Origin of the sequence: Xanthomonas sp. NCPPB 1128, from assembly GCF_001043115.1 — a bacterium.
GTDB lineage: Bacteria > Pseudomonadota > Gammaproteobacteria > Xanthomonadales > Xanthomonadaceae > Xanthomonas_A.
Map to the genome: position 1 here is coordinate 38579 of NZ_LFME01000006.1, position 22805 is coordinate 61383.

At 66.6% G+C, this 22805-nt stretch carries 20 protein-coding genes and 1 tRNA gene; 15 read left to right on the forward strand and 6 right to left on the reverse strand.

Annotated elements, in window-relative coordinates:
* Window positions 1-21 precede the first annotated feature (21 nt).
* From ACP93_RS06175 to ACP93_RS06185, 3 genes are all read right to left on the reverse strand, one after another.
* Window positions 22-1170, reverse strand: coding sequence for a DUF2272 domain-containing protein (locus tag ACP93_RS06175; protein ID WP_048489891.1), 1149 nt, complete (start codon window positions 1168-1170; stop codon window positions 22-24).
* A 292-nt stretch (window positions 1171-1462) separates the two neighbouring features.
* Window positions 1463-2338, reverse strand: coding sequence for a carboxylating nicotinate-nucleotide diphosphorylase (gene nadC, locus ACP93_RS06180; RefSeq protein WP_048489892.1), 876 nt, complete (start codon window positions 2336-2338; stop codon window positions 1463-1465).
* Window positions 2335-2604 carry a Trm112 family protein gene (locus ACP93_RS06185; protein WP_048489893.1) on the reverse strand — a complete coding sequence of 90 codons (270 nt, stop codon included), beginning with the start codon at window positions 2602-2604 and terminating at the stop codon, window positions 2335-2337. The genes nadC and ACP93_RS06185 overlap by 4 nt, the downstream gene beginning before the upstream one ends.
* 58 nt (window positions 2605-2662) lie before the next feature.
* Here ACP93_RS06185 and purE point away from each other — a divergent pair, with 58 nt between their 5' ends.
* Together purE and ACP93_RS06195 are read left to right on the forward strand one after the other, a co-directional pair.
* The gene (purE, locus tag ACP93_RS06190) at window positions 2663-3166 is read left to right on the forward strand and encodes a 5-(carboxyamino)imidazole ribonucleotide mutase (RefSeq protein ID WP_048489894.1); all 504 of its coding nucleotides are present in this window, start codon (window positions 2663-2665) and stop codon (window positions 3164-3166) included.
* Window positions 3163-4311: a 5-(carboxyamino)imidazole ribonucleotide synthase gene (locus ACP93_RS06195; RefSeq protein WP_048489895.1), complete on the forward strand. Its 1149-nt coding sequence runs from the start codon at window positions 3163-3165 to the stop codon at window positions 4309-4311. The genes purE and ACP93_RS06195 overlap by 4 nt, the downstream gene beginning before the upstream one ends.
* A 99-nt stretch (window positions 4312-4410) precedes the next feature.
* Here ACP93_RS06195 and ACP93_RS06200 read toward each other — a convergent pair whose 3' ends face one another.
* Window positions 4411-4989 (reverse strand): superoxide dismutase, encoded by a 579-nt coding sequence (locus tag ACP93_RS06200; protein WP_048489896.1) that lies wholly within the window; start codon window positions 4987-4989, stop codon window positions 4411-4413.
* 125 nt (window positions 4990-5114) lie between these two features.
* Between ACP93_RS06200 and grxD the strand changes: the two genes are divergently transcribed.
* The 5 genes from grxD (at window position 5115) to ppnN (ending at window position 11891) form a co-directional block, all read left to right on the forward strand.
* Window positions 5115-5435 (forward strand): Grx4 family monothiol glutaredoxin, encoded by a 321-nt coding sequence (grxD, locus tag ACP93_RS06205; RefSeq protein ID WP_048489897.1) that lies wholly within the window; start codon window positions 5115-5117, stop codon window positions 5433-5435.
* On the forward strand, window positions 5432-6172 hold the full coding sequence (locus ACP93_RS06210; protein WP_048489898.1) for an SDR family NAD(P)-dependent oxidoreductase: 741 nt from the start codon (window positions 5432-5434) through the stop codon (window positions 6170-6172). The genes grxD and ACP93_RS06210 overlap by 4 nt, the downstream gene beginning before the upstream one ends.
* Complete coding sequence (locus tag ACP93_RS06215; RefSeq protein WP_048489899.1) at window positions 6169-6768, forward strand: MarC family protein; 600 nt, start codon at window positions 6169-6171, stop codon at window positions 6766-6768. The genes ACP93_RS06210 and ACP93_RS06215 overlap by 4 nt, the downstream gene beginning before the upstream one ends.
* 399 nt (window positions 6769-7167) lie before the next feature.
* Complete coding sequence (locus ACP93_RS06220) at window positions 7168-10389, forward strand: TonB-dependent receptor (protein ID WP_048489900.1); 3222 nt, start codon at window positions 7168-7170, stop codon at window positions 10387-10389.
* Between the two features lie 113 nt (window positions 10390-10502).
* Entirely contained in the window at window positions 10503-11891 is a 1389-nt protein-coding gene (gene ppnN / locus ACP93_RS06225) for a nucleotide 5'-monophosphate nucleosidase PpnN (protein ID WP_048489901.1), read from the forward strand.
* On the opposite strand, the gene ACP93_RS06230 is transcribed toward ppnN, so the two are convergent.
* Window positions 11881-12918, reverse strand: coding sequence for a sensor histidine kinase (locus tag ACP93_RS06230; RefSeq protein ID WP_048489902.1), 1038 nt, complete (start codon window positions 12916-12918; stop codon window positions 11881-11883). The genes ppnN and ACP93_RS06230 overlap by 11 nt on opposite strands.
* 227 nt (window positions 12919-13145) lie before the next feature.
* On the opposite strand from ACP93_RS06230, the gene ACP93_RS06235 reads away from it, so the two are divergent.
* The 7 genes from ACP93_RS06235 (at window position 13146) to ACP93_RS06265 (ending at window position 20041) form a co-directional block, all read left to right on the forward strand.
* On the forward strand, window positions 13146-13640 hold the full coding sequence (locus tag ACP93_RS06235; RefSeq protein WP_237474212.1) for a GspH/FimT family pseudopilin: 495 nt from the start codon (window positions 13146-13148) through the stop codon (window positions 13638-13640).
* Between the two features lie 25 nt (window positions 13641-13665).
* On the forward strand, window positions 13666-14142 hold the full coding sequence (gene pilV, locus ACP93_RS06240) for a type IV pilus modification protein PilV (protein ID WP_048489904.1): 477 nt from the start codon (window positions 13666-13668) through the stop codon (window positions 14140-14142).
* Between the two features lie 11 nt (window positions 14143-14153).
* Window positions 14154-15107 carry a PilW family protein gene (locus ACP93_RS06245; RefSeq protein ID WP_048489976.1) on the forward strand — a complete coding sequence of 318 codons (954 nt, stop codon included), beginning with the start codon at window positions 14154-14156 and terminating at the stop codon, window positions 15105-15107.
* Window positions 15108-15109: 2 nt separating this feature from the next.
* Window positions 15110-15679, forward strand: a complete 570-nt coding sequence (locus ACP93_RS06250; protein ID WP_048489905.1) for a pilus assembly PilX family protein — start codon at window positions 15110-15112, stop codon at window positions 15677-15679.
* A 9-nt stretch (window positions 15680-15688) separates the two neighbouring features.
* Window positions 15689-19459: a pilus assembly protein gene (locus ACP93_RS06255; RefSeq protein ID WP_048489906.1), complete on the forward strand. Its 3771-nt coding sequence runs from the start codon at window positions 15689-15691 to the stop codon at window positions 19457-19459.
* Window positions 19459-19878 carry a type IV pilin protein gene (locus ACP93_RS06260; RefSeq protein ID WP_048489907.1) on the forward strand — a complete coding sequence of 140 codons (420 nt, stop codon included), beginning with the start codon at window positions 19459-19461 and terminating at the stop codon, window positions 19876-19878. The genes ACP93_RS06255 and ACP93_RS06260 overlap by 1 nt, the downstream gene beginning before the upstream one ends.
* Before the next feature lie 86 nt (window positions 19879-19964).
* A tRNA-Asn gene (locus ACP93_RS06265) sits at window positions 19965-20041 on the forward strand.
* 44 nt (window positions 20042-20085) lie between these two features.
* Here the strand turns inward: ACP93_RS06265 and ACP93_RS06270 are convergent.
* Window positions 20086-20622, reverse strand: coding sequence for a GspH/FimT family pseudopilin (locus ACP93_RS06270; RefSeq protein WP_048489908.1), 537 nt, complete (start codon window positions 20620-20622; stop codon window positions 20086-20088).
* Between the two features lie 147 nt (window positions 20623-20769).
* Here ACP93_RS06270 and uvrB point away from each other — a divergent pair, with 147 nt between their 5' ends.
* Window positions 20770-22800 carry an excinuclease ABC subunit UvrB gene (uvrB, locus tag ACP93_RS06275; RefSeq protein WP_048489909.1) on the forward strand — a complete coding sequence of 677 codons (2031 nt, stop codon included), beginning with the start codon at window positions 20770-20772 and terminating at the stop codon, window positions 22798-22800.
* Window positions 22801-22805 lie beyond the last annotated feature (5 nt).

Consider the following 22805-nt stretch of genomic DNA (forward strand, 5'->3'; position numbering starts at 1 on the left):
TCACGATCGGGCGAGCACGCCTCAGCGCTGTGGTTGTGACTGCGGTTCGGTCCTGGGTGCCTGGTGACCGGTGGGCGTGGTGGCTTGCGGCGGTGCCGGTGCCGCGGTGGGGACGGGGGATGTGGCCGCCGGCGTGTTCGGGCTCGTGTGTGCTGCGGGCGGTGCCGGCGAGGCGGCGGGCGTGCCGGGAGCCGCGCCGGCCGCGGGCGCGGCTGGCGTCGTCATCGGTGCGGCGGCGGGATCGGTTGGGACGGTCGGCAGCAGCACCTGCGCCTGCGGTTGCAGCTTCAGCAGGGCCGACCAGTCCTGGCGGTTGAAGTCGCACAGTTCCTCGTGGCCGGGTGTGCATTCGAGCGCGGCGCCTTCGTCGTTCTGGTCCTGCGCCAGCGGCGCATCCAGTTGCAGGCGCCCACTGCGGTCCAGTTTGAGCTTGCGCATGGTCACCGCGTTGAACACGTTGCCGCCGATCAGGTACAGGGTCTGGTCGCCACCGACATTGGCCGCGACCACGATGTCGCAATGCGATTCCCACGGCAGCGGGCGGCCGCGTGCCAGCGCCTCGCGCAGGCCGGCGGTGCCGACCGGCTGCCGGCGTCCGCGCAGGAAGCACAGCAGGTCGCCGGGGGCGGGCTTTTCCTGCTGCGGGTCGGCAAAGCGATAGGGCAGGCCGTCGGCGCCGGCCTGGTAGGCGGCGCGGATGTAGTCGATATGCCGGATCGAGGTGCGGAAGCCGGCCACGCCGGCGCGCACCATGACATAGGACACGAAGGCCGCCGACCACGGGTTGTCGACGATGAAGGCGCGGCAGTCGTTTTCGCGATAGCGCGACCCGTCCAACTGCTGGCAGCTCTCGGCGCCGTCGAAGCGGCCCATCGCACCCAGCGTGCCGCTGTCGCGCCAGTAGGCGGCGACGCGCTGCCAGGCTTCGATGCCGTCGTCGGCAAGGTCGGCGCGCTCGGCCTCGGTCACGCGCAGGCCGGCCAGGCGGCCGTTGCGATCGATGAACGGGCGCCACCACAGCCGGTGCTCGTTGCAGGCGGTGCGCACGATCGCCACCGCCGCCGGGGTCAGGCCGAAGCGCGGCGGCAGATCGCAGACTTCCGCGGCCGCGGCGCGGCCGGCGGGAAACAGGGCGGCGACACACAGCAGCGCGAACCAGGGGCGGAACATCGGCGAACTCGGCGGGGAGGGGAGCGCGCAGCGTCGCAGAGCGGCGTCGGCGTTGCCGTGAAGTGTAGGGAGTCTGCACGACGATTGGCTCGGTCGCGCGTGCCGGTGTCGGCGCTGGCACACGCACGTGTGGCCACTCCACGTCGTTTTTCGGCCTGATTGGCGGGCTGCCAGCGTGATTCCGCGGCGGCTGGAGGCGTCGACATCGGTACCGCGGCGCACTGCGAGAGCGCGCGTTGCTGGCCTGGAAGGCGCCGCACAGGCGGTTCCGTCGTCCAGATGCTGGTCGTTACTACGGCGGCGTTCCGAGTTTCAGCGACAGATCCACGGCCTGCACATGCTTGGTCAGGGCACCGATGGAGATGCAGTCGACGCCGTCCTGCGCGATCGCGCGCACCGCCTCCAGGTCGACACCGCCGGAGACTTCCAGCGGAATCGCGCGATTGAACGGTGCGGCCGCGGCGATCGCCACCGCCTCGCGGCGTTGCTGTGCGGTGAAGTCGTCGATCAGGATGCGGTCGCAACCGGCCTGCAGTGCTTCGCGCAGTTGGTCCAGGGTTTCCACTTCCACCACCAGCGGCAGCGCGGGCCATTGCGCGCGCGCGGCGGCCACCGCCGCAGGCAGCGAGCCGGCGGCGTGGATGTGGTTCTCCTTGAGCATCACCGTGTCGTACAGGCCGATGCGATGGTTGCTGCCGCCACCGCAGCGGACCGCGTATTTCTGCGGCAGGCGCAGGCCGGGCAGGGTCTTGCGCGTGTCCAGGATGCGCGCGCCGGTGCCGGCGACCGCGGCCACGTAGGCGGCGGTGGCGGTGGCGGTGGCCGACAGGGTCTGCAGGAAGTTCAGCGAGGCGCGCTCGGCGCTGACCAGGGCGCGGCTGCGCCCGTGCAGCAGGGCGAGCACGGTGCCGGCGGCCACGCGCTGGCCTTCGGCCACGTGCCAGTCGATCCGAACCTGCGGATCCAGCGCCCGATGGCAGGCGTCGAACCAGGGGCGGCCGGCGATCACGGCGTCCTGCTTGCACAGCAGGTAGGCGCTGTTGGCGCGGTCGGGCAGCAGCGCGGCGGTGACGTCGCCGCTGCCGAGATCCTCGGCCAGCGCGCGCGCGACGTCGGCGGCGATCAGGTCCGCGGCGGGCGCCTGCAACGGCGCCGTGTCGCGGCTCATTTGGCCGGGAAGTCGGCGAGCTGGGCGGTGCCGATGGCTTCTTCGGCCAGCAGCACCGGAATGCCGTCGTCGACGCGGAACACCTGCTTGCGGTCGCGGGTGATCAGGGCTTCGCGCAGCGGTTGCGCCTGCGCACTGCCATCGGCGCGCTGCACGCCGGCGGCGGCGATGGCGCGGTTCAACGCCTCCAGGCCGCGCGCCTCCAGCAGCGCCAGCGGTTGGCGGGTGTCGGGCGAGCACAGCAGGTCGAGCAGTTTGCGGTCCATCCGGTCTTCGTCTTGCGTGGAAGACGGCTAGAATACGTCTTTAAGGCAGGGGACGGCCATGACCTCCAAGCAAACCGCGCCGCTCGTCGGCATCGTGATGGGTTCCCGCTCCGACTGGGAGACCATGCAGCACGCGGCGCAGAAACTCGATGCGCTGGGTGTGCCCTATGAAGTGAAGGTGGTGTCGGCGCACCGCACCCCGGACGTGTTGTTCTCCTATGCCGAGCAAGCGGCCGCGCGCGGCTTGCGTGCGATCGTGGCCGGCGCCGGCGGCGCCGCGCACCTGCCGGGCATGCTGGCGGCCAAGACCGCGGTGCCGGTGCTGGGCGTGCCGGTGCAGTCCAAGGCACTCAACGGCATGGACTCGCTGCTGTCGATCGTGCAGATGCCGGCCGGCATCCCGGTGGCCACGTTTGCGATCGGCGTTGCCGGTGCGGCCAACGCCGCGCTGTTCGCCGCGGCGATGCTGGCTCATGACCATGCCGAGATCGGTGCCGCGTTGGGCGAGTTCCGCCAGCGTCAGACCGACGAGGTGATGGCCAAGGACGATCCGCGCCAATGACCACCGTCGGCATTCTGGGGGCGGGGCAGTTGGCGCGCATGCTGGCGGTGGCCGGCGTCCCGCTGGGCCTGCGCTTCGCGCTGCTGGATCCGGCGGCCGATGCCTGCGCCGGGCAGGTGGCGCCGCTGCGGGTCGGCGACTATGCCGACCAGGCCGCGCTGGCCGCGTTCGCGGACGCGGTCGACGTGGCGACCTTCGATTTCGAGAACGTGCCGGCGGATAGCGCGGCGGCCCTGGCCGGGCAGGTGCCGGTGTTTCCGAGTCCGGATGCGCTGGCCGTGGCGCAGGACCGCCTGGCCGAGAAGACCCTGTTTCGCGAGCTCGGCATTCCGGTGCCGGCCTTCGCCGCGATCGACACGCGCGCCGATCTGGACGCGGCGCTGGCGCAGGTCGGTACGCCGTGCATCCTCAAGACCCGTCGGCTCGGTTACGACGGCAAGGGCCAGTTCCGCATCGCCTCCGCCGCGGACGCCGATGCGGCCTGGGCGGCACTGGGCGCGCAGGCGGCCAGCGTCGGCCTGATCGCCGAGGCGTTCGTGCCGTTCCAGCGCGAGGTCAGCGTGGTGGCAGTGCGCGGCCGCGATGGCGAATTCCGCACCTGGCCGCTGACCGAGAACTGGCACGTGCATGGCGTGCTCTCGGCCAGCCTGGCCCCGGCGCAGGCCGATGCCGCGCTGGAGCAGGCGGCGGTGGCGCATGCGCGGGCCCTGGCCGAGCGTCTGCAGTACGTGGGCGTGTTCGCGCTGGAACTGTTCTGCCGCGACGGCGAGCTGCTGGCCAACGAGATGGCGCCGCGCGTGCACAACTCCGGCCACTGGACCATCGAAGGCGCGGAAACCTCGCAGTTCGAGAACCACCTGCGCGCGGTGCTGGGGTTGCCGTTGGGCTCCACGCGCATGCGCGGCCATGCCAGCATGCTCAACTGGATCGGCGCGATGCCCGATGCCACGCCGGTCCTGGCGCAGCCCGGCGGTCACTGGCACGACTACGGCAAGGAGCCGCGCGAGGGCCGCAAGGTCGGCCACGCCACCTTGCGCGAGGACACGCCCGAGGCGCTGGCGCAGGCCCTGCAGGCCGTGGGCACGCAACTGCAGCGCCAGACCCAGGTCGCCCCGGTGATCGCGGCACTGCGCGGCGAGCGCTGAACCAGTTGCACCAGGCCCAGGCCACGCCTGGGCCAGGAGCCGGCGGCAGCCACGGCGGCCGCTCCTGCGAATCCCGAATCCCGACTCCCCAATCCCGGCTCACCGCAGATTGGACGCCGCGAATTCCCAATTGACCAGCTTCCAGAACGCCTGCAGATAGCGCGCGCGGTCGCCGGGGTGGTCGATGTAGTACGCGTGTTCCCAGACGTCGCAGCCGAGCAGCGGCGTGTCGTCGCCGGTCAGCGGGGTGCCGGCGTTGGCCGTGCTGACCACGGCCAGGTTGCCGTCCGGACGCTGCACCAGCCAGACCCAGCCGGAGCCGAACAGCGCCAGCGCCATGCGCTCGAACTCGGCCTTGAACCGTGCCACGTCGCCGAAGCTCTTGGCCAGGCGCTCGCTGAGTGCGCCGGCGGGCTCGCCGCCGCCGCGCGGGCGCAGGCCGCGCCAATAGAACTCGTGGTTCCAGACCTCGGCCGCTTCCTGGAACAGCCGACCCTGCGCGCGCCGCAGCAGGTCCGGCAGCGCCAGCTCGGCCAGGTCGCTGCCGGCCAGCCGCGCGTTGAGCCGCTCCACCAGGGCGCGCTGATGCTGGCCGTGGTGCTGTTCCACCGCGGCAGCGGACAGGTGCGGGGCCAGCGCTGCAGCGGCGTAGGGCAGGGGAGCGAGTTCGATGGGCATGGATCCTCTGGCGGTTTTGGGCGCGCGTCGCGGTACTGCCGCGCGCAGGGCTTACACTATGCGGCTACGCGAGAGTCTAGCCGACCGCCAAGGTCGTTCTTTCGCCCCAGCAGGAGAGAACCCGCATGCAGGTGATGGAGCGCATCCAGGCCGACGTCGAACGCCATCCCATCGTGTTGTTCATGAAGGGCACGCCGCAGTACCCGATGTGCGGCTTTTCCAGCCGCGCGTTGCAGGCGCTGCTGGCCGCCGGCGCCGACCGCCTGCACACCGTCAACGTGCTCGACGAGCCGGAGATCCGCGCCAACCTGCCGCGCTACTCGAACTGGCCGACGTACCCGCAGTTGTTCATCCACGGTGAGCTGATCGGCGGCTGCGACATCACCATGGAACTGTTCGAGTCCGGCGAACTGCAGCGCATCGTGACCGAGGCCTACCAGTCGTGAGCGCGCCTGCGTCGCCGCCGGCCGGCGCGCTGGCGCAGCGGGTGATCCTGGTCAGCGGCGCCGCCGGCGGGCTCGGCAGCGCCGCGGCGCTGGCCTGCGCCCAGGCCGGCGCCACCGTGGTCCTGCTCGGGCACAAGCCGGCCCGCTTGAACCGCGTCTACGACGCGATCGCCGCCGTCGGCGCCGCGCCGCTGCTGTATCCCCTGGACCTGCTCGGCGCCACCCCGTCGGACTACGCGACCCTGGCCGAGCGCCTGCAGGGCGAGCTCGGCCGCCTGGACGGGCTGCTGCACTGCGCCGCCGACTTCGCCGGGCTGACCCCGTTCGAACACGCCGATCCGGCCCAGTTCGCGCGCGCCATCCACGTCAACCTGACCGCCGCGGCCTGGCTGACCCAGGCCTGCCTGCCGTTGCTGCGGCAGGCCGAGGATGCCGCCGTCGTGTTCGCCGTGGACGATCCGGCGCGGGTCGGCCAGGCCTACTGGGGCGGCTACGGCGCGGCCCAGCACGGTCGCCGCGGCCTGTTGACGAGCCTGCACGGCGAACTGGCCGCCTCGCGCGTGCGCGTGGCCGGCCTGCAGCCGGGGCCGATGCGCACGGCCTTGCGCGCCCGTGCCTACACCCATCAAGAAGACCTCGACGCGGTCGACCCGGCACGCTACGCCGGCGCCTGTGTCGAACTGCTGTCGCCCGCCGGCGCCGCGCACCGCGGCGCGATCTGGAATCCCCTGGCATGACCATCCTGTCGGCAGCGTTGCTGCTGTTCCTGATCCTCGACCCGCTGGGCAACATCCCGGTGTTCCTCAGCGTGCTCAAGCCGCTGCCGGCGCGGCGCCAGCGCATCGTGCTGGCGCGCGAACTGCTGATCGCGCTGGGTGTGCTGATGGGCTTCCTGTGGGGCGGCAAGTACGCCCTGGAAGTGATGCACCTGCGCCAGGAGTCGGTGGCGATCGCCGGCGGCATCGTGCTGTTCCTGATCGGCATCCGCATGATCTTCCCGCGCCCGGAAGGGCTGATGGGCGAGATTCCCGACGGCGAGCCCTTCATCGTGCCGCTGGCCATCCCGCTGGTGGCCGGCCCCTCCGGCATGGCCGCGGTGATGCTGATGGGCAGCAACGAGCCGACCCGGCTGGGCGAATGGAGCCTGGCGCTGATCCTGGCCTGGCTAGCGACCTCAGCCCTGCTGTTCTCCGGTACGCTGCTGTACAAGCTGCTCGGCATGCGCGTGCTGACCGCGGTCGAGCGGCTGATGGGCATGTTGCTGGTGGCGATCTCGGTGCAGATGTTCCTGGACGGGCTCAGCGCCTACCTGAAGCTGCCGGTCGCCGGCTGAGGCCGCCAGCCGGGCGTTGAGCGCCGTGGGGACGGCGCGGTGTTGGCCGGAAGGGGGCATGGCGCCCACGCCAGGCCGTCGGCCTGGGCAGGGAGTACGGCCGTGGGGCAGGGCATCGCGGCCGATCGCCGTCCTGGACCGCCCCCGATCCTGTCCTGGTCATGCCGCCGATGCCTGCCAGACTGGGATCTGCGTCTTGTGATGTCCGCTTGTGCCGGGTTGTCACGATTCGGCAACAAATTGGCCCTATGGTGTTAAACTCATGTTAACCCTTGCGGGGAATCGGCAAGGGTGACCAACCCCCATTCCGCGGCCGTGCGCCCGTACTCGCACGGCACTGCCATGCGCATTTCGTCAAACTCCATCGAGGCTATTGCAATGATTCAACCCCGTCTGCGGATGTCCAAGCTCACCCTGGGCCTGGTTGCGGCGCTGGCCGCTGCGCCGGTGTTCGCCCAGAGCACCTCCGCCGGTGTCGGCGGTGTGGTGACCCATGGTGGCCAGCCGGTCGCCGGCGCCGAGGTGACCATCACCCACGTCGAGTCGGGCACGGTCAGCCGCGCCACCACCGATGCCGCCGGTCGCTACAACGCGCGCGGCCTGCGCGTCGGCGGTCCGTACAGCATCACCATCACCAAGTCGGGCGACGGCACCAAGACCGAAGACGGCGTGTACCTGAGCGTCAACCAGAACGCCACCATCAACGCCGACCTGACCGGCGACATGGCTGCGCCGACCACGCTGGAGACGGTCAATGCCGTCGCCATCGCCACCGGCTCGGAAGTGTTCAGCGCCACCAAGATGGGCTCGGGCACCAACGTCGGCCGCGAGCAGATCGAAGCGCTGCCGTCGATCAACGGCAACATCCAGGACTACATGCGGCTGGATCCGCGCGTGGCCTTCGTCGATCGCGCCTCGGGCACGATCAGCGCCGGCGGCCTGAACCCGCGCTACAACTCGATCAACATCGACGGCGTCTCGGCCAGCGACACCTTCGGCCTGGAAGGCAACAACATGACCACCCGGCGCCAGCCGGTGTCGATGGAGGCCATCGAAGCCATCGACGTCAACCTGTCCAACTACGACGTCAGCATCGCCAGCGCCGCCGGCGCCACCGTCAACGCGGTGACCAAGTCCGGTACCAACGAGTTCCACGGTTCGGTGTACGGCAGCTATCGCGATGGCGACTGGTTCGGCGACAACCCGGACGGCAGCAAGTTCAACGGCTTCACCAAGGAGAAGACCTACGGCGCGACCTTCGGCGGCCCGATCGTCAAGGACAAGCTGTTCTTCTTCGCCAACTACGAGAAGTTCCAGCAGGACGCGCCGGGCCTGGACCTGGGCAGCACCGCGCTGGGCAAGGCCAATGCCAAGTACGGCATGGCCGACGTGACCCGCGCCCAGCAGATCGCCAAGAACTACGGCTTCGACGCCGGCACCCTGGACAGCGACGGCAACACCGACCTGAAGGAATACGCGCTCAAGCTCGACTGGAACATCAGCGACAACCACCGCGCCAGCTTCCGCTACAGCAAGCTCGACCAGAGCAAGCTGCGCATCAATGGCGCCGGCAGTTCCAGCCAGGCCTCGCTGAGCTCGTACTGGTACCAGCACGAGAAGTCGGTCGAGAGCTACGTCGGCCAGCTGTTCAGTGACTGGTCCGAGAACTTCTCCACCGAGTTCAAGGTGTCCTACCGCGACTACTCCGCGATCCGCGTGGTGCCGACCAACGCGCCGAGCATCGCCGTGTACTTCGACGGTTCGGTCGCCAACCCGACCGGCGACGTGCTGTACCTGGGCACCGAGACCAACTCGCAGGGCAACATCCTCACCACCAAGACCTGGAACTACTACGGTGCGGGCACGCTGACCCTGGACAACCACAACCTGAAGTTCGGCGTCGACTACAGCACCAACGACATCTACAACCTGTACGGCCGCAACACCTGGGGCGTGTACACCTTCTTCGGCCTGGACAACTTCGCCAGCGGCCGCTGGAGCTCGTACCAGCTCAACCAGGAGCGTAGCCCGGGTTCGATCGCGGCCGACTACAAGAACAGCAACCTCGGCCTGTTCGTGCAGGACACCTGGTACGTCAACAACAACCTGACCCTGACCCTGGGCCTGCGCGGCGATCGTGCGAAGGTGAGCCCGGATCCGACCTACAACGCTGCGGCGCAGGCCTACTTCGGCTACGACAACAGCAAGGTCTTCAACGGCGATTTCCTGATCCAGCCGCGCTTCGGCTTCAACTACACCTTCGACACCGACCGTCCGACCCAGCTGCGCGGTGGCGTGGGCCTGTTCCAGGGCGATGCGCCGCAGGTGTGGATCGGCAACAGCTACTCCAACACCGGCTTCAACTACAACGCCTACAGCTACACCGCCTACAACCCGGCCCTGCCGTTCAGCGCCAACAAGGACACCCAGCCGGTCCCGACCACGCCGGGTTCCGCGACCCAGGGCGTGAGCTTCGTCGGCAACGACTTCAAGCTGCCGTCGCTGTACAAGGCCAACCTGGCCCTGGATCACGAACTGCCGTGGTACGGCATCGTGGCCTCGGCCGAGCTGCTGGTGACCAAGGTCAAGGACGGCCTGTACTACAAGAGCCTGAACATCGGTCGCGTCAACGGCCAGGGCCAGGATCCGAGCCCGGCCTACTATGGTCCGGACGGCCGTGCGCTGTACTGGAACCCGGCCCGCACCGGCCGTCCGTGGGCGACCGGCGACAACCGCTACAACCGCAACACCGCGTACAGCGACGTCTACCTGATCGACAACACCGACAAGGGCAAGACCCAGCAGTTCACCGTGTCGCTGTCCAAGCCGTTCAGCGAAGGCGGCGACTGGTCCTGGACCCTGGGTTACACCTACACCCACGCCACCGAAGTCGGCTCGCTGACCAGCTCCACCGCCAGCTCGGGCTGGGGCTACCAGTACGCGTTCAACGCCAACTCGGAAACCGAGAACACCTCGCGCTACGAGATCAAGGACCGCATCTCCGGCTCGCTGGACTGGAAGCACATGTTCTTCGGCGACTACGAGACCCGCGTGGGCCTGGTCTACGAAGGCCGCAGCGGCCGTCCGTACAGCTACGTGTTCAACGGCGACGCCAACGGCGACGGCCGCTCGACCAACGACCTGTTCTACGTGCCGAAGGGCCCGGGCGACGTGCTGTTCGGCACGCTGAGCAGCACCGGTGCGTTCACCGCCAACCCGGCACTGCAGCAGCAGTTCTTCGACTGGCTGGCCAAGAACCCGCAGCTGGCCAAGTACGCCGGCAGCTACGCCCCGGCCAACGGCTTCCGTTCCGGCTGGATCAACACCTTCGACGTGCGCATCACCCAGCAGCTGCCGGGCTTCTTCAAGGGCCACAAGTCCGAAGTCTGGCTGGACATCCAGAACGTGGGCAACCTGCTGAACAAGAAGTGGGGCCGGATCTACGACTACGGCTTCTATGCCGACGCACGCGTCGCCAACCTGCAGGGCATCTACCAGGGCAAGTACGTGTACAACACCCTGTACACCGATCAGCCGACGGCTGCCAATGCCGACGCCGACGGTTTCAACACCGGCGTGTCGCAGTGGTCGCTGCAGTTGGGCTTCCGCTATCAGTTCTGATCGCGGCGCAGGCTAGCTGAAGCGTTGGAAACGGCCGGGGCGACCCGGCCGTTTTCTTTTTGCGGGGGCTGACGTTAAAGTCGCCGGCTGACGACACCGACAAGACATTCGATATGACGACCAGCAATACGGCGGCGCGCGCGCTGCCGGTAGTGGATGCGCGGATCTACCCGCGCGGCGGCCTGGACATCCTCTCGCGCGTGGAAGTGGCGCGTTTGCGCGATGCCTCCAGCGGCGGCCTGCACGAACTGCTGCGGCGCTGCGCGCTGGCGGTGCTGACCAGCGGCAGTGCGTCCGACGATCCGCGTGCGGCGCGCGATCTGTATCCCGACTTCGACATCCAGGTGGTGCAGCGCGACCGCGGCGTGCGCATCGACCTGCTCAACGCGCCGGCGATGGCCTTCGTCGACGGCGAGATCATCAACGGTGTGGCCGAGCTGCTGTTCGCCGTGGTCCGCGACCTGGCCTACATGGCCATCGAGCTCGGCCCCGAATCGACCACCGACCTGCAGTCCAGCGAAGGCATCACCAACGCGGTGTTCGGCCAGCTGCGCAATGCGCGCATCCTGCAGCCGAACGATCCCAAGCTGGTGGTGTGCTGGGGCGGTCACTCGATCTCGCGCGACGAGTACCTGTACACCAAGCAGGTCGGCTACGAGCTGGGCCTGCGCGGGCTGGACATCTGCACCGGCTGCGGTCCGGGCGCGATGAAGGGGCCGATGAAGGGCGCCACCATCGCCCACGCCAAGCAGCGCAAGCACGACAACCGCTACATCGGCGTGACCGAACCGGGCATCATCGCCGCCGAGTCGCCGAACCCGATCGTGAATCACCTGGTGATCATGCCGGACATCGAGAAGCGCCTGGAGGCCTTCGTCCGCATCGGCCACGGCATCATCGTGTTCCCCGGTGGCGTCGGCACCGCCGAGGAGATCCTGTACCTGCTCGGCATCCTGCTGCGCGAGGAGAACCGTGACCTGCCGTTCCCGCTGATCCTCACCGGCCCGACCATCGCCGCGCCGTATTTCGAGCAGATCGACCGCTTCCTGCGCCTGACCCTGGGCGAAGTGGCGACCTCGCGCTACGAGATCGTGGTCGGCGATCCGGTGGCGGTGGCGCGCAAGATGGCTGCCGGCATCCAGCAGGTGCGCACGCACCGCAAGGAGCAGAAGGACGCGTTCTACTTCAACTGGTCGGTGGACATCCCGCTGGAGTACCAGCGTCCGTTCGAGCCGACCCACGAGGCGATGGCCGCGCTGGATCTGCACCATGGCCGTCCGCCGCACGCGCTGGCCGCGGACCTGCGCCGCGCCTTCTCCGGCATCGTCGCCGGCAACGTCAAGGAAGACGGCATGCGCCGCATCGAGCAGCACGGCCCGTTCGAGATCCATGGTGATGCGGACATGATGCAGGCCCTGGACGAATTGCTGCGCGCCTTCGTCGAACAGCGCCGCATGAAGATCTCCGGCGAGTACCGGCCCTGCTACCGGGTCATGGCCTGAGTCCGATCCGGATCGTCGCGACGAACCAGGCGCCATCGCTGGCGGTGTGCAGCGAGGCGCCTTCCAGGCTGTCCAGGCGCGTGCGCAGCGCCGACAGGCCGACACGGTGGCCGCGGCCGATGTGCGGCGACAGGCCGCCCACCGGTACCGCGTTGCGCACGCGGATCTCCAGGGCGCCGTCGCGCTCGCCGATGGCGATGCCGATCTCGCCCCCCTCGGCACTGCATTCGATGCCGTGGTGGACGGCGTTCTCCAGCAGCGGTTGCAGCGACAGCCGCGGAATCCGCACCGGTGCCGGCGCCTCGGGCACGTCCCAGTGCACGCGCAGGCGCGGCCCGAAACGGATCGCCTCGATGTCCAGGTAACGCCTGGCCAGGTCGATCTCGTCTTGCAGGTCGACCAGGTCAGGCGCGGCCAGCGCGGCGCGGAACAGGTCCGACAGGTCCATCAGCAACTGTTCCACCTGCTGCGGTTGCCGGTGCACCAGCATCACCGCCGTGTTGAGCGTGTTGAACAGGAAGTGCGGCTGCACGCGCGCGGTCAGCGCATCGATCTCGGCCTGCTTGGCGCGCTCGACCAGTTGCTTGATGCGCACGTGGTTGTGCAACGCGGCCATGCCGAGCAGGCCGATCAGCAGGGCGATCCCGGACAACTGCAGCGACAGCGTCAGCCATGCGTGATCGGAGAGCTGCCAGTAGTCGCCGAACGCATACAGGATCACGCCGCTGATCAGCCAGGTCAGCGCCTGCATCAGGCCCAGCGTGGCCACGGTGATGGACAGGAAGCCGCAGTTCGCCAGTGCCCGGCGCAGCAGCAGCAGGCTGGCCAGGGTCAGCAGTGCGACCCACTGGATGCCCAGCGACGCCAGGCCGAAGTAGACCCAGCGGCTGCCGCCCATGCCCGCGCCCGGGACCGGGGTCAGGGCCAGGATGGCGGCGATGCATTCGCCGGCCATCACGATCCAGATCAGGGTCGAGGGTTGCTTGAGGACCTGCAACTGGTCGGTGGAGTAAGCGGAGGCGGGCATCGGGGGCGGAGGCGGTGGGGCAGGGCCGAGGTGCATCATGCCGGCTGGCGCGGTGCCGCGCACGGTCCGTCCACTCCCCCATATCCGCCATCCGTCGGCAACGGCTGGCGCGGGCGCGGTCCGGCCGCTAGCGTGGCCGGCGGGAGAATCTGGGGAAGGATATGGCTGTTCCTTGCGCGCGTGGCCTTGCCGAGCGGATGCAGCGTGGCTTCACGCTGGTGGAGCTGATGGTCACGGTGGCGGTGCTGGCCATCATCATGGCGCTGGCGGTGCCGAGTTTCACCGGTTTGATCCGCAGCAACCGCCTGACCGGCGCCGCCAACGAGTTGATCGCCGCGGTGCAGTTGACGCGCTCGGAGGCGGTGCGCCTGAACGGCGGGGTCAGCCTGTGTCGCAGCGACGATGGTGCGACCTGCGCCAGCGGCGGCAACTGGACCCGCTACCTCACCGTCGCCCGCGACGGCACCGTGCTGCGCAGCACGACCCTGCGCACCGGTCTGGTCGTCACCAGCACCACCTTGGACGCCATGGGCGACAAGCTGACCTTCGGCGCCGACGGCATCGCGCGCAACAGCAGCGGAACGCCGGTGACGGGGGGCATCGTGGTGTGCATGGCGGTCACCAACCCATCCAGCAATGTCAGGACCGTCAAGCTGATGGGCGGCAGCCGCGCCCAGGTCACCTCGACATCCGACGGCGGCAGTTGCACCACCATCGGCTAATTCGGTTCCGGCAAGCGGAGACACCATGAAGCGGTTCCAGAGCGGCAGACACATGGCGGGGGTCACCCTCATCGAGGTGATGATCTCGGTGCTGATCCTGGGGGTCGGCATGTTGGGCGTGGCGGCGATGCAGACCACCGCGCTGCGCAACAACCAGAGCGCGCTGCAGCGCAGCCAGATCGTCATGCAGACCTATACGATCCTCGATGCGATGCGTGCCAACCGCAATGCGGCGATGCTGGGGACCTACAACACCGGCGGCATGCTGTGCACGGCGCCCGCGGCAGGCGATCTGGTGGCGACCGACAAGTCGGTCTGGCTCAACGGTCTGAAGACGGCGATCGGTGGCGACCCGGCCACGACCTGCGGCTCCATCGCCTGCAACGACGGCAATTGCACGATCACCGTGCAATGGGACGACAGCCGCGGAGTGAACTCGAGTGCTAACGGCAACACCAGCGGCAGCGCGACCCAGACCCTGATCACGACGGCACAGCTGTGAAGGCCTCCAACATGCATGCTCTGCCACGGCGCCAATCCGGATTCAACCTGATCGAATTGATGATCTCGATGTTGCTCGGCCTGCTGGTGGTCGGCGCGGCGATCGGCATCTTCCTCTCCAACCGCCAGACCTATGCGGCGACCGAGGGGCTGAGCCGGATCCAGGAGTCGGCGCGGACCGGCTTCGAGATGATGGCGCAGGACATCCGCGAGGCCGGCGGCAATCCCTGCGATTCCGGATTGCCGGTGGCGAACGTCCTGAACAATCCGACGGCGAGCTGGTGGATGAATTGGGCGTTGCCGCTGACCGGTTACGAGAACAGCAACCCATCCGGCCTCACGCTCACGGCCGGAACCGACGCGATCCAGATCCTCTCCGCCGGTACCGGCGGCGCCACCGTGACCGCGCACAATGCCGCGACCCAGACCCTGGCCCTCAACGCCGCCGCCCCCGACCTGCACAGCAACGCGATCATGTTGTTGTGTGATCGCCAGCAACTGGCGGTGCTGCAGATGAGCAGCGTTTCCGGCACCACGGCCAGTTACGCAAGTGGTGGCCTCAATAGCTGCACGCGGCTCGGACGTCTGCCGGGCGTGTGCGTCGCCGGCTCGAACAACTACACCTACGAGATCAACTCCATCCTGACCGAAGTGCGCGCCGTGCGCTGGTATGTGGCGGCCAGCAGCGGAGGAACCGGGGGCACCTCGCTGTATCAGGAAGTGATTGCGCCAGGCGGCGCGAGTCAGAAGAACGAAATTGCCGATGGCGTCACCGGTCTCCAGTTCAAGTACCTGTCCACCGGCGGCACTGCCTATGTCGATGCCAATGCCGTGGGCAACTGGGCCAATGTGATCGCGGTGCAGATCAGCATGACCGTCAGTTCCAACACTACGGCTGGCCCGGGGAAGACGCCGGCGACGCGGACCTTCAGCACGATCGTGAGCATCAGGAACCGGAACCCGTGAACATGTCTCCGTCGCCCCGCCGGCAGGCCGGCATCTCGCTCATCGTCGTGCTGCTGCTGTTGCTGGTGATGACCCTGCTGGGGTTGGCCGTGCTGCGCGGCACGCTGCTGCAGGAGCGCATGTCCTCCAACATGTACGACCGCAGCCTGGGCTTCCAGGCCGCCGAAGGCGCCTTGCGCGATGCGGAGAAGGCCATCCAGAACGCTGCCAAGTCTGGCAATACCATCGGCTTCAACTGTTCGTCGGGAACGACGGTATGTCCGGCCGTTCCCAGCAACACGTATACCGGCAATGCCTCCGGCTGCGCGCTGGGCGCCCAGGAGTGCTGGGTGGACGGCACGGTGAAGCCGACCGGCCAGGCGGTCCCGGCGCAGTACTACATCCAGTACCTGGGCCAGCGCACCAGCGAGGATCAGCTGGGCCTGGGCTCGAGCATCAACCAGAACCAGTACGGCGGCACCGGCGGTACCTCGCTGGAACACTACTACCGCGTCATCGCGCGCAGCGGCAATCCGGCCGCGTCCGGCGGCCGGGCCATCGTCGTGCTGCAGACCAACGTCACCGTCAAGTAAGGGCCTCTTATGACCAGTCGAGCGAAGAAGACGACGTACCGGGACTGGCTCCTTGCCGTGGTGGCCGGTGTGTTCATCGGTACCGTCGGCGGCGCCGGCGCCGATGTGGATGTTTCGCAGTCGCCGCTGTACGTTGGCAGCGACGTGCCGGGCAACCTAGCGTTCGTGCCGTCGGTGGAATTTCCGACGGTGATCAGCAAGGCGAATCTGTCCGATACCTATTCGACCACAAGTAGGTTCGTCGGCTACTTCGATTCTGAGAAATGCTACAAGTACCACTATAGCGACGATGAAACTGATCGTTATTTTTATCCGGTCAGCCTGCTGGGCAACAATCCGAGCAGCTACGCCTGCTCCGGCACGGGCGTGTGGGCGGGCAACTTCCTCAACTGGGCTGCGACCCAGACCATTGACCCGTTTCGTTCTGCGCTGACTGGCGGCTATCGCGCGCGCGACACCGCGACAGAGACGATTCTGGAAAAGGCGGTTTCGGATCATGAGGGGAAAACAAATTTTCCGCGGCGTTACATCAATAATAATCCCACGCTCATTGCTGGTGCTACTCCGGCAAGTTGGCGGAACTTCGGAATGCGCATCGATGGGCTAGGCGTTGCTGGAGTGGGGCGCGGCAACCAGATGAATTTCGCGGCAACTAATCTTGATGGTGCGTCTACTCGCGCTATTCCATATAATCCAAGCAAGCATTCGTTGGATGGTAGTCTTATCAGGGCTGATGGCTCTCCCTGTTTGGTCGCTATTCTTGGTTGCGCGCCCGATACCAACTATATCTTCGAAGTGTCGGTTCGAGTCAAGGTCTGCGATGCCAGTCTGGGCAAGGCATACCTCGAAGATAATTGCGTGGCCTATCCTAATGGCAATTACAAGCCGGAAGGTTTGATTCAGCAATACTCTAATCGAATTCGGTATAGTATTTTTGGTTACAAGAATGTGGATATCCAGCAGGGCGATGGTGCCGACTCTGGAATTCTGCGCGCCAAGCAAAAGTTTGTAGGTCCTTACACCTACAATCCTGACGAGGGTCGTCTGGCTAATGCGGCGAGGGAGTGGGATCCACAGACGGGTGTGATTTATCAAAATCCGGATGTCGCCGATGCTGCTGCCACTACGGCGATGGTGGGCGCCAGCAATCCAATCGTCAATAGTGGTGTCATTAATTATCTGAATAAATTTGGGCAATTAAACACCGGAAAGAATGTCAAATCGTACGATGATGTTAGTGAGTTATACTATGCGGCAATTCGATATTTCAAGCATCAAGGAAATATTGCGGCTTACTCGTCGCTGACCGGTAACTCTTTGGTTAGGTACCAGCAAGCCGACGGCTTTCCGGTTATCACCAATTGGAATGATCCTATCTCTTATCGTTGTCAGGTCAACGTGATTCTGGGTATTGGCGATACCAATACGCATTACGATAAAAATCTGCCGGGTAATGGCAGCAATCTCACTGGCGAGCCAAGTAAGCCGCCGGAAGTGGCGAGCGACACCTCGGTCGACGTGCTGGCACGTATGCGCCAGATATGGCGCAAGGAAGGCTTCAACGCGACTGATGCTGCGAGCCGGGCGGTTACCAGTTCGTTCAACGGTAACGGCAATTCCGCCTATATCGCGGCACTCGCCTACGATGCGCACACCAAGGATTTGCGTCCCGACACTGCTAGCGACGGATTGCCTGGCAAGCAGACCCTGTCTACGCACTGGGTCGACGTGGTGGAGTATGGTGATTACAAGGCGCCAAATACTAATCAGTACTGGTTGACTGCGAAATATGGCGGTTTTCAGGTGCCAGAAGGTTACGATCCGGATACCAATCTTGATGCTTTAGCTGACTCCACCTGGTGGGACGGTAACTCCTACGTCAATGGCAGTGCCAGCTACAAGCAGCCGAACAATTATTACATCGCTGCCGACGCGGAAAAGATGGTGGCCAGCCTGCGCCAGGCGTTCGAGCGCATCCTGGAGGAGATGAAGGGGTCTGCGGCGTCCCTCGCCAGCAACACGACCAAGCTGGAAGCGGGCGCGCGGACGTACCAGTCGGTGTTCTACAGCGGTACCTGGCGTGGCGACGTGGTGGCGTACGACGTCAACCAGACCACCGGCGCCCTGACGCAAGCGTGGAGCGCGAGCGCGCAGTTCCCGGCCTGGGATGCCCGGACGATCAAGTTCGTCAACTCGAGCGGGAATCTGGACAATTTCGCTTACGGAAGGCTTTCCGGAACACCGTTGTCGTCCGCGACGCAGAACCAGATCAACTATCTGCGTGGCGACCGTTCGCAGGAGAAGGCCAACGGTGGCATTCTGCGTACCCGTACCGGCATCCTGGGCGACATCGTCAATTCGCAGCCGGTCTACGTGGGAGCGCCCAACCCGCGCCTGTACACGACCGCGACGTTCAACGGTGCCAGCACCTACGCCTCCTTCGCCGCGGCCAAGTCGACGCGCGCGCCGATGATCTATGTCGGTGCCAATGACGGCATGCTGCATGGGTTCGATGCCAGCACCGGTGCGGAAAAGTTCGCCTTCGTGCCGAAGGCGGCGATGACCGGGTTGCTCGACTACACCGATCCGAACTACCAGCACCGCTATTACGTGGACGGCGAGCTCACCGTGTCGGACGTCTACTCCGGGAGCGGCTGGCGCTCGGTGCTGGTCGGCACCATGGGGCGGGGCGGCAAGGGCATGTTCGCGCTGGATGTCACCGACCCCAACAACATCACCGTGCTGTGGGACAAGACCTCCACGACCACCGACCTCGTCGGGCTGGGCAACAATCTCGGCAAGCCGATCATCGGGCAGCTCGCCAACGGCCAGTGGTACGCGATGCTCGGCAATGGCCCCAACAGCACTGGCGATTCGGCCGATCTCATCCTGGTGAATGCCATGACCGGCGTGTCGAGCCGCATCCAGACCGGGTCGAGCGGCAACAATGGCCTGTCCGGTGTATTGGCCTGGTCGTCCAACAACGATTTCATCGTCGATCGTCTGTATGCAGGCGATCTCAACGGCAATCTTTGGCGGTTCGACATGACCGGCGCGAACGGGACGCCGCGCAGGCTGTTCTCCGCCAGCTATGGGGCCAAGGCGCAGCCGATCACCGCTGCGCCCACGGCGGCGAAGGATCCCGCGACGGGATTGACCTGGGTGTTCTTCGGGACCGGCAAATACCTGTCCAGCGGCGATCTTGGCAACAAGGACGTGCAGAGCTGGTATGGCCTGATCGATCGCGGCAACACCATTCCCTCCAATCGCGCCAGCCTGAACAAGGTGAACATCCTGCAGGAAGGCACGGTCAATGGCTTTGCCGTGCGCGTCATCGAGGACAAGCCCAGCGCCGGGACGGACGGCTGGTACATGGACCTGGTGTCGCCGCCAGGCACGACGCCGCAGGGCGAGCGCATGGTGGTCTCCAACTTCTTCCAGGGCACGGCGTTGATCGGCACGACGCGCATCCCGGATTCGGGCGACGTGTGCAGCCCCAGCGGCAAGGGCTTCGTGATGGCGATCAATCCGTTCACCGGTGGCCGGCTGTCGCAATCCTTCTTCGATTTGGACGGCAGCGGCGGATCCAGCACCGGCGATACACTGAATGGCACCCCCGTCTCCGGCATCGGCCTGGACAGCAGCCCCAACAGCCCGATCTTCATCGGCAACCAGATGCAGATCGCATTGGACAACGCCAGTACGACCACACTCGGTACCAACAGCAGCGCGCTCAGCATGAAGCGTGTGTCCTGGCGTGAACTCCTGAGGAACAATTGATGCGACATTTCTCCTTTCCGGCCCGCCGGCAGCGCGGCTTCACCCTGATCGAGCTGATGATCGTGGTCGCGATCGTGGGCGTTCTGGCGGCGATCGCCTTCGCCAGCTATCAGTCGCATATCGTCAAATCGCGCCGCTCCGCCGCGTCCGTGTGCCTGCAGCAAGGCGCGCAGGTGATCGAGCGTTACTACACGACCAACATGACCTACGTGGGCGTCCCCAGGCCTCAATGCGGAACCGATGCCGTGCAGTTCTACAACGTCGATTTCACCGGGACGCCAACCGCCAATGCGTTCAAGCTGACCGCAACGCCGACCGGTCCGCAGTTGGCCAAGGACACACAGTGCGGTTCGCTGAGCATCGACCAGAAGGGTGCGCGTACTACATCCACCGGTGCGGGCGAGGGCACCTGCTGGTAAGCCGGTCGGCGCGGGGGCCAAGGCGGTGAAGATCTGGCCCCAGGCCCTTGCCATGCCCGACAGGCCTCTATACAATGCGCCTCCCCGCCCGAATAGCTCAGCCGGTTAGAGCACTTGACTGTTAATCAGGGGGTCGTTGGTTCGAGTCCAACTTCGGGCGCCAAATCCGCAAAGGCCGCGAGCAATCGCGGCCTTTGCTTTTGTGCGTCAGTCCGGCGTCCGGCAGGGCATCGGTTCCGTCGCTTTTCGCGTGCGGATACGTCCAGTGTTGTTCACCACCACCGCGGCGCGTAGCCAGCCCCGCTCGCAGATGTTGACGGTCAGGTTGCTGCCGGCGCTGCGGCCATCGGGGAGGAAGCGGATCGAGGGCCGGCCTTGGTTGGAGCGCAGGACCAGGTCGCCGGCGCCCGGTGCGCTGCCTTCGCTGAGGATGCTGTCCGGCGCGGTGGGCTGGCCTTGCCGTTCCGGGTCGCGGAACACCAGCCAGCCGTGGCTCCAGTCGCTGTCGCTGCGGCAACTGCCGTCTCCATTGGACGGGCAGGCGCTGACCGGGACGCCGAAACTGATGGCGCTGCTGCGTGCCAGGGCGAAGTGCGCGCTCAGTTGGTGCGTGGCGGCCGTCAAGCGCTGGTTCGCCAACAGTTCGCGGAATGCCGGCAGGCCGATGCCCGCGACCAGGCAGATCACCACCATCACGATCATCGCCTCGAGCAATGTGTAGCCTTTGACCGCAGCGTTCCGCATGTCCGTCGTCTCCCAGTGCGAGGCCGCCAGTCTCGCGGCGGGGCGTCAGGGCTTGAATGAGGGGGTTGTGCGTTCCCATGTAGGAAATCTCCCTGGCGCGGGGTCGGCCGACACTGTCGGCCTCGCTCTTCACCTTGAGGCTTGTGCATGTCCGACCGTTTCCAACTCGTATCGCCGTATTCGCCGGCCGGTGACCAGCCGCAGGCGATCGAGAAGCTGGTGGCCGGTTTCGAGGCCGGCCTGGCCAAGCAGACCCTGCTCGGCGTGACCGGCTCGGGCAAGACCTACACCATCGCCAACGTGGTCCAGGCGATCCAGAAGCCGACCCTGGTGATGGCGCCGAACAAGACCCTGGCCGCGCAGCTGTACGGCGAGTTCAAGGCGTTCTTCCCCAACAATGCGGTCGAGTATTTCGTCAGCTACTACGACTACTACCAGCCAGAGGCCTACGTGCCGTCTTCGGACACCTTCATCGAGAAGGACAGTTCGATCAACGAGCACATCGAGCAGATGCGCCTGGCCGCGACCAAGACCCTGCTGTCGCGGCGCGATGCGCTGGTGGTGGCCACGGTCTCGGCGATCTACGGCCTCGGCGCGCCGGAGGACTACCTGTCGCTGCGGCTGATCCTGTCGATCGGCGAGCACGTCGAGCAGCGCCAGCTGATCCGCCACCTGACCGACCTGCAGTACACCCGCAACGAGTACGAACTGCACCGCGGCAGCTTCCGCGTGCGTGGCGAGGTGATCGACGTGTTCCCGGCCGAATCCGACAGCGAAGCCTTGCGCATCGAGCTGTTCGACGGCGACGTGGAGCAGCTGACCCTGTTCGATCCGCTGACTGGCGAGACCCTGCGCAAGCTGCAGCGCTACACGATCTACCCCAAGACCCACTACGCCACCACCCGTGAGCGCACCCTCAGCGCGGTGGACACGATCAAGCAGGAGTTGAAGGACCGGCTCGAGCAGCTGTATGCGCAGAACAAGCTGGTCGAGGCGCAGCGGCTGGCGCAGCGCACCCAGTTCGATCTGGAAATGATGGCCGAGGTGGGCTTCTGCAACGGCATCGAGAACTACTCGCGGCACCTCACCGGCAAGGCGCCGGGCGAGCCGCCGCCGACCCTGTTCGACTACCTGCCGCCGGACGCGTTGCTGGTGGTGGACGAATCGCATGTCACCGTGCCGCAGATCGGCGCGATGTACAAAGGCGACCGCTCGCGCAAGGAAACCCTGGTGGAGTTCGGCTTCCGTCTGCCGTCGGCGCTGGACAACCGGCCGCTGCGCTTCGAGGAATGGGAGGCGCGCTCGCCGCGCAGCATCTACGTCTCGGCCACGCCGGGGCCCTACGAATTGCGCGAATCGGCCGGGGAGATCACCGAGCTGGTGGTGCGCCCGACCGGGCTGATCGACCCGGAAGTGGAGATCCGCCCGGTGGCCACCCAGGTCGACGACCTGCTCTCGGAGATCAACCTGCGCGTGGCCGATGGCGACCGCGTGCTGGTCACCACGCTGACCAAGCGCATGGCCGAGAACCTCACCGAGTACCTGGGCGAGCACGGGGTGAAGGTGCGCTACCTGCACTCGGACATCGACACGGTCGAGCGCGTGGAGATCATCCGCGACCTGCGCCTGGGCAAGTTCGACGTGCTGGTCGGCATCAACCTGCTGCGCGAGGGCCTGGACATGCCCGAGGTTTCGCTGGTCGCGATCCTGGATGCCGACAAGGAGGGCTTTCTGCGCTCCACCGGCTCGCTGATCCAGACCATCGGTCGCGCCGCGCGCAACCTGCGCGGCAAGGCGATCCTCTACGCGGACAAGATGACGCGTTCGATGCAGGCCGCGATCGACGAGACCGGGCGCCGCCGCGAGAAGCAGGTGGAGTACAACCTGGAGCATGGGATCGTCCCGAAGTCGGTGGCGCGCCCGATCGTGGACATCCTGGAGGGCGCGCGCGAGGATGCAGCCGAGGCCAAGTCGGGCAAGGGCAAAGGCAAGGGCAAGACGCGCCGGGTCGCGGAAGAGCCGGCCGACTACCGGACGTTGGCGCCGGCGGAGATCGCCACGCGGCTCAAGGCGCTGGAGCAGGAGATGTACCAGCACGCGCGCGATCTGGAGTTCGAGGACGCGGCGCGGGTACGCGACCAGATCAAGAAGCTGCGCGACGCCAGCCTGGTCGGCTAGGCGAG

Coding starts and splice junctions, on each gene's coding strand:
- ACP93_RS06245 (WP_048489976.1), top strand. CDS start 14,154: ATGCATGCTCTGCCACGGCGCCAATCCGGATTCAACCTGATCGAATTG.
- uvrB (WP_048489909.1), top strand. CDS start 20,770: ATGTCCGACCGTTTCCAACTCGTATCGCCGTATTCGCCGGCCGGTGAC.
- ACP93_RS06235 (WP_237474212.1), top strand. CDS start 13,146: ATGGTCACGGTGGCGGTGCTGGCCATCATCATGGCGCTGGCGGTGCCG.
- ppnN (WP_048489901.1), top strand. CDS start 10,503: ATGACGACCAGCAATACGGCGGCGCGCGCGCTGCCGGTAGTGGATGCG.
- ACP93_RS06270 (WP_048489908.1), bottom strand. CDS start 20,622: ATGCGGAACGCTGCGGTCAAAGGCTACACATTGCTCGAGGCGATGATC.
- pilV (WP_048489904.1), top strand. CDS start 13,666: ATGAAGCGGTTCCAGAGCGGCAGACACATGGCGGGGGTCACCCTCATC.
- ACP93_RS06195 (WP_048489895.1), top strand. CDS start 3,163: ATGACCACCGTCGGCATTCTGGGGGCGGGGCAGTTGGCGCGCATGCTG.
- ACP93_RS06215 (WP_048489899.1), top strand. CDS start 6,169: ATGACCATCCTGTCGGCAGCGTTGCTGCTGTTCCTGATCCTCGACCCG.
- ACP93_RS06255 (WP_048489906.1), top strand. CDS start 15,689: ATGACCAGTCGAGCGAAGAAGACGACGTACCGGGACTGGCTCCTTGCC.
- ACP93_RS06220 (WP_048489900.1), top strand. CDS start 7,168: ATGTCCAAGCTCACCCTGGGCCTGGTTGCGGCGCTGGCCGCTGCGCCG.
- ACP93_RS06200 (WP_048489896.1), bottom strand. CDS start 4,989: ATGCCCATCGAACTCGCTCCCCTGCCCTACGCCGCTGCAGCGCTGGCC.
- ACP93_RS06185 (WP_048489893.1), bottom strand. CDS start 2,604: ATGGACCGCAAACTGCTCGACCTGCTGTGCTCGCCCGACACCCGCCAA.
- nadC (WP_048489892.1), bottom strand. CDS start 2,338: ATGAGCCGCGACACGGCGCCGTTGCAGGCGCCCGCCGCGGACCTGATC.
- grxD (WP_048489897.1), top strand. CDS start 5,115: ATGCAGGTGATGGAGCGCATCCAGGCCGACGTCGAACGCCATCCCATC.
- purE (WP_048489894.1), top strand. CDS start 2,663: ATGACCTCCAAGCAAACCGCGCCGCTCGTCGGCATCGTGATGGGTTCC.
- ACP93_RS06260 (WP_048489907.1), top strand. CDS start 19,459: ATGCGACATTTCTCCTTTCCGGCCCGCCGGCAGCGCGGCTTCACCCTG.
- ACP93_RS06250 (WP_048489905.1), top strand. CDS start 15,110: ATGTCTCCGTCGCCCCGCCGGCAGGCCGGCATCTCGCTCATCGTCGTG.
- ACP93_RS06230 (WP_048489902.1), bottom strand. CDS start 12,918: ATGCCCGCCTCCGCTTACTCCACCGACCAGTTGCAGGTCCTCAAGCAA.
- ACP93_RS06175 (WP_048489891.1), bottom strand. CDS start 1,170: ATGTTCCGCCCCTGGTTCGCGCTGCTGTGTGTCGCCGCCCTGTTTCCC.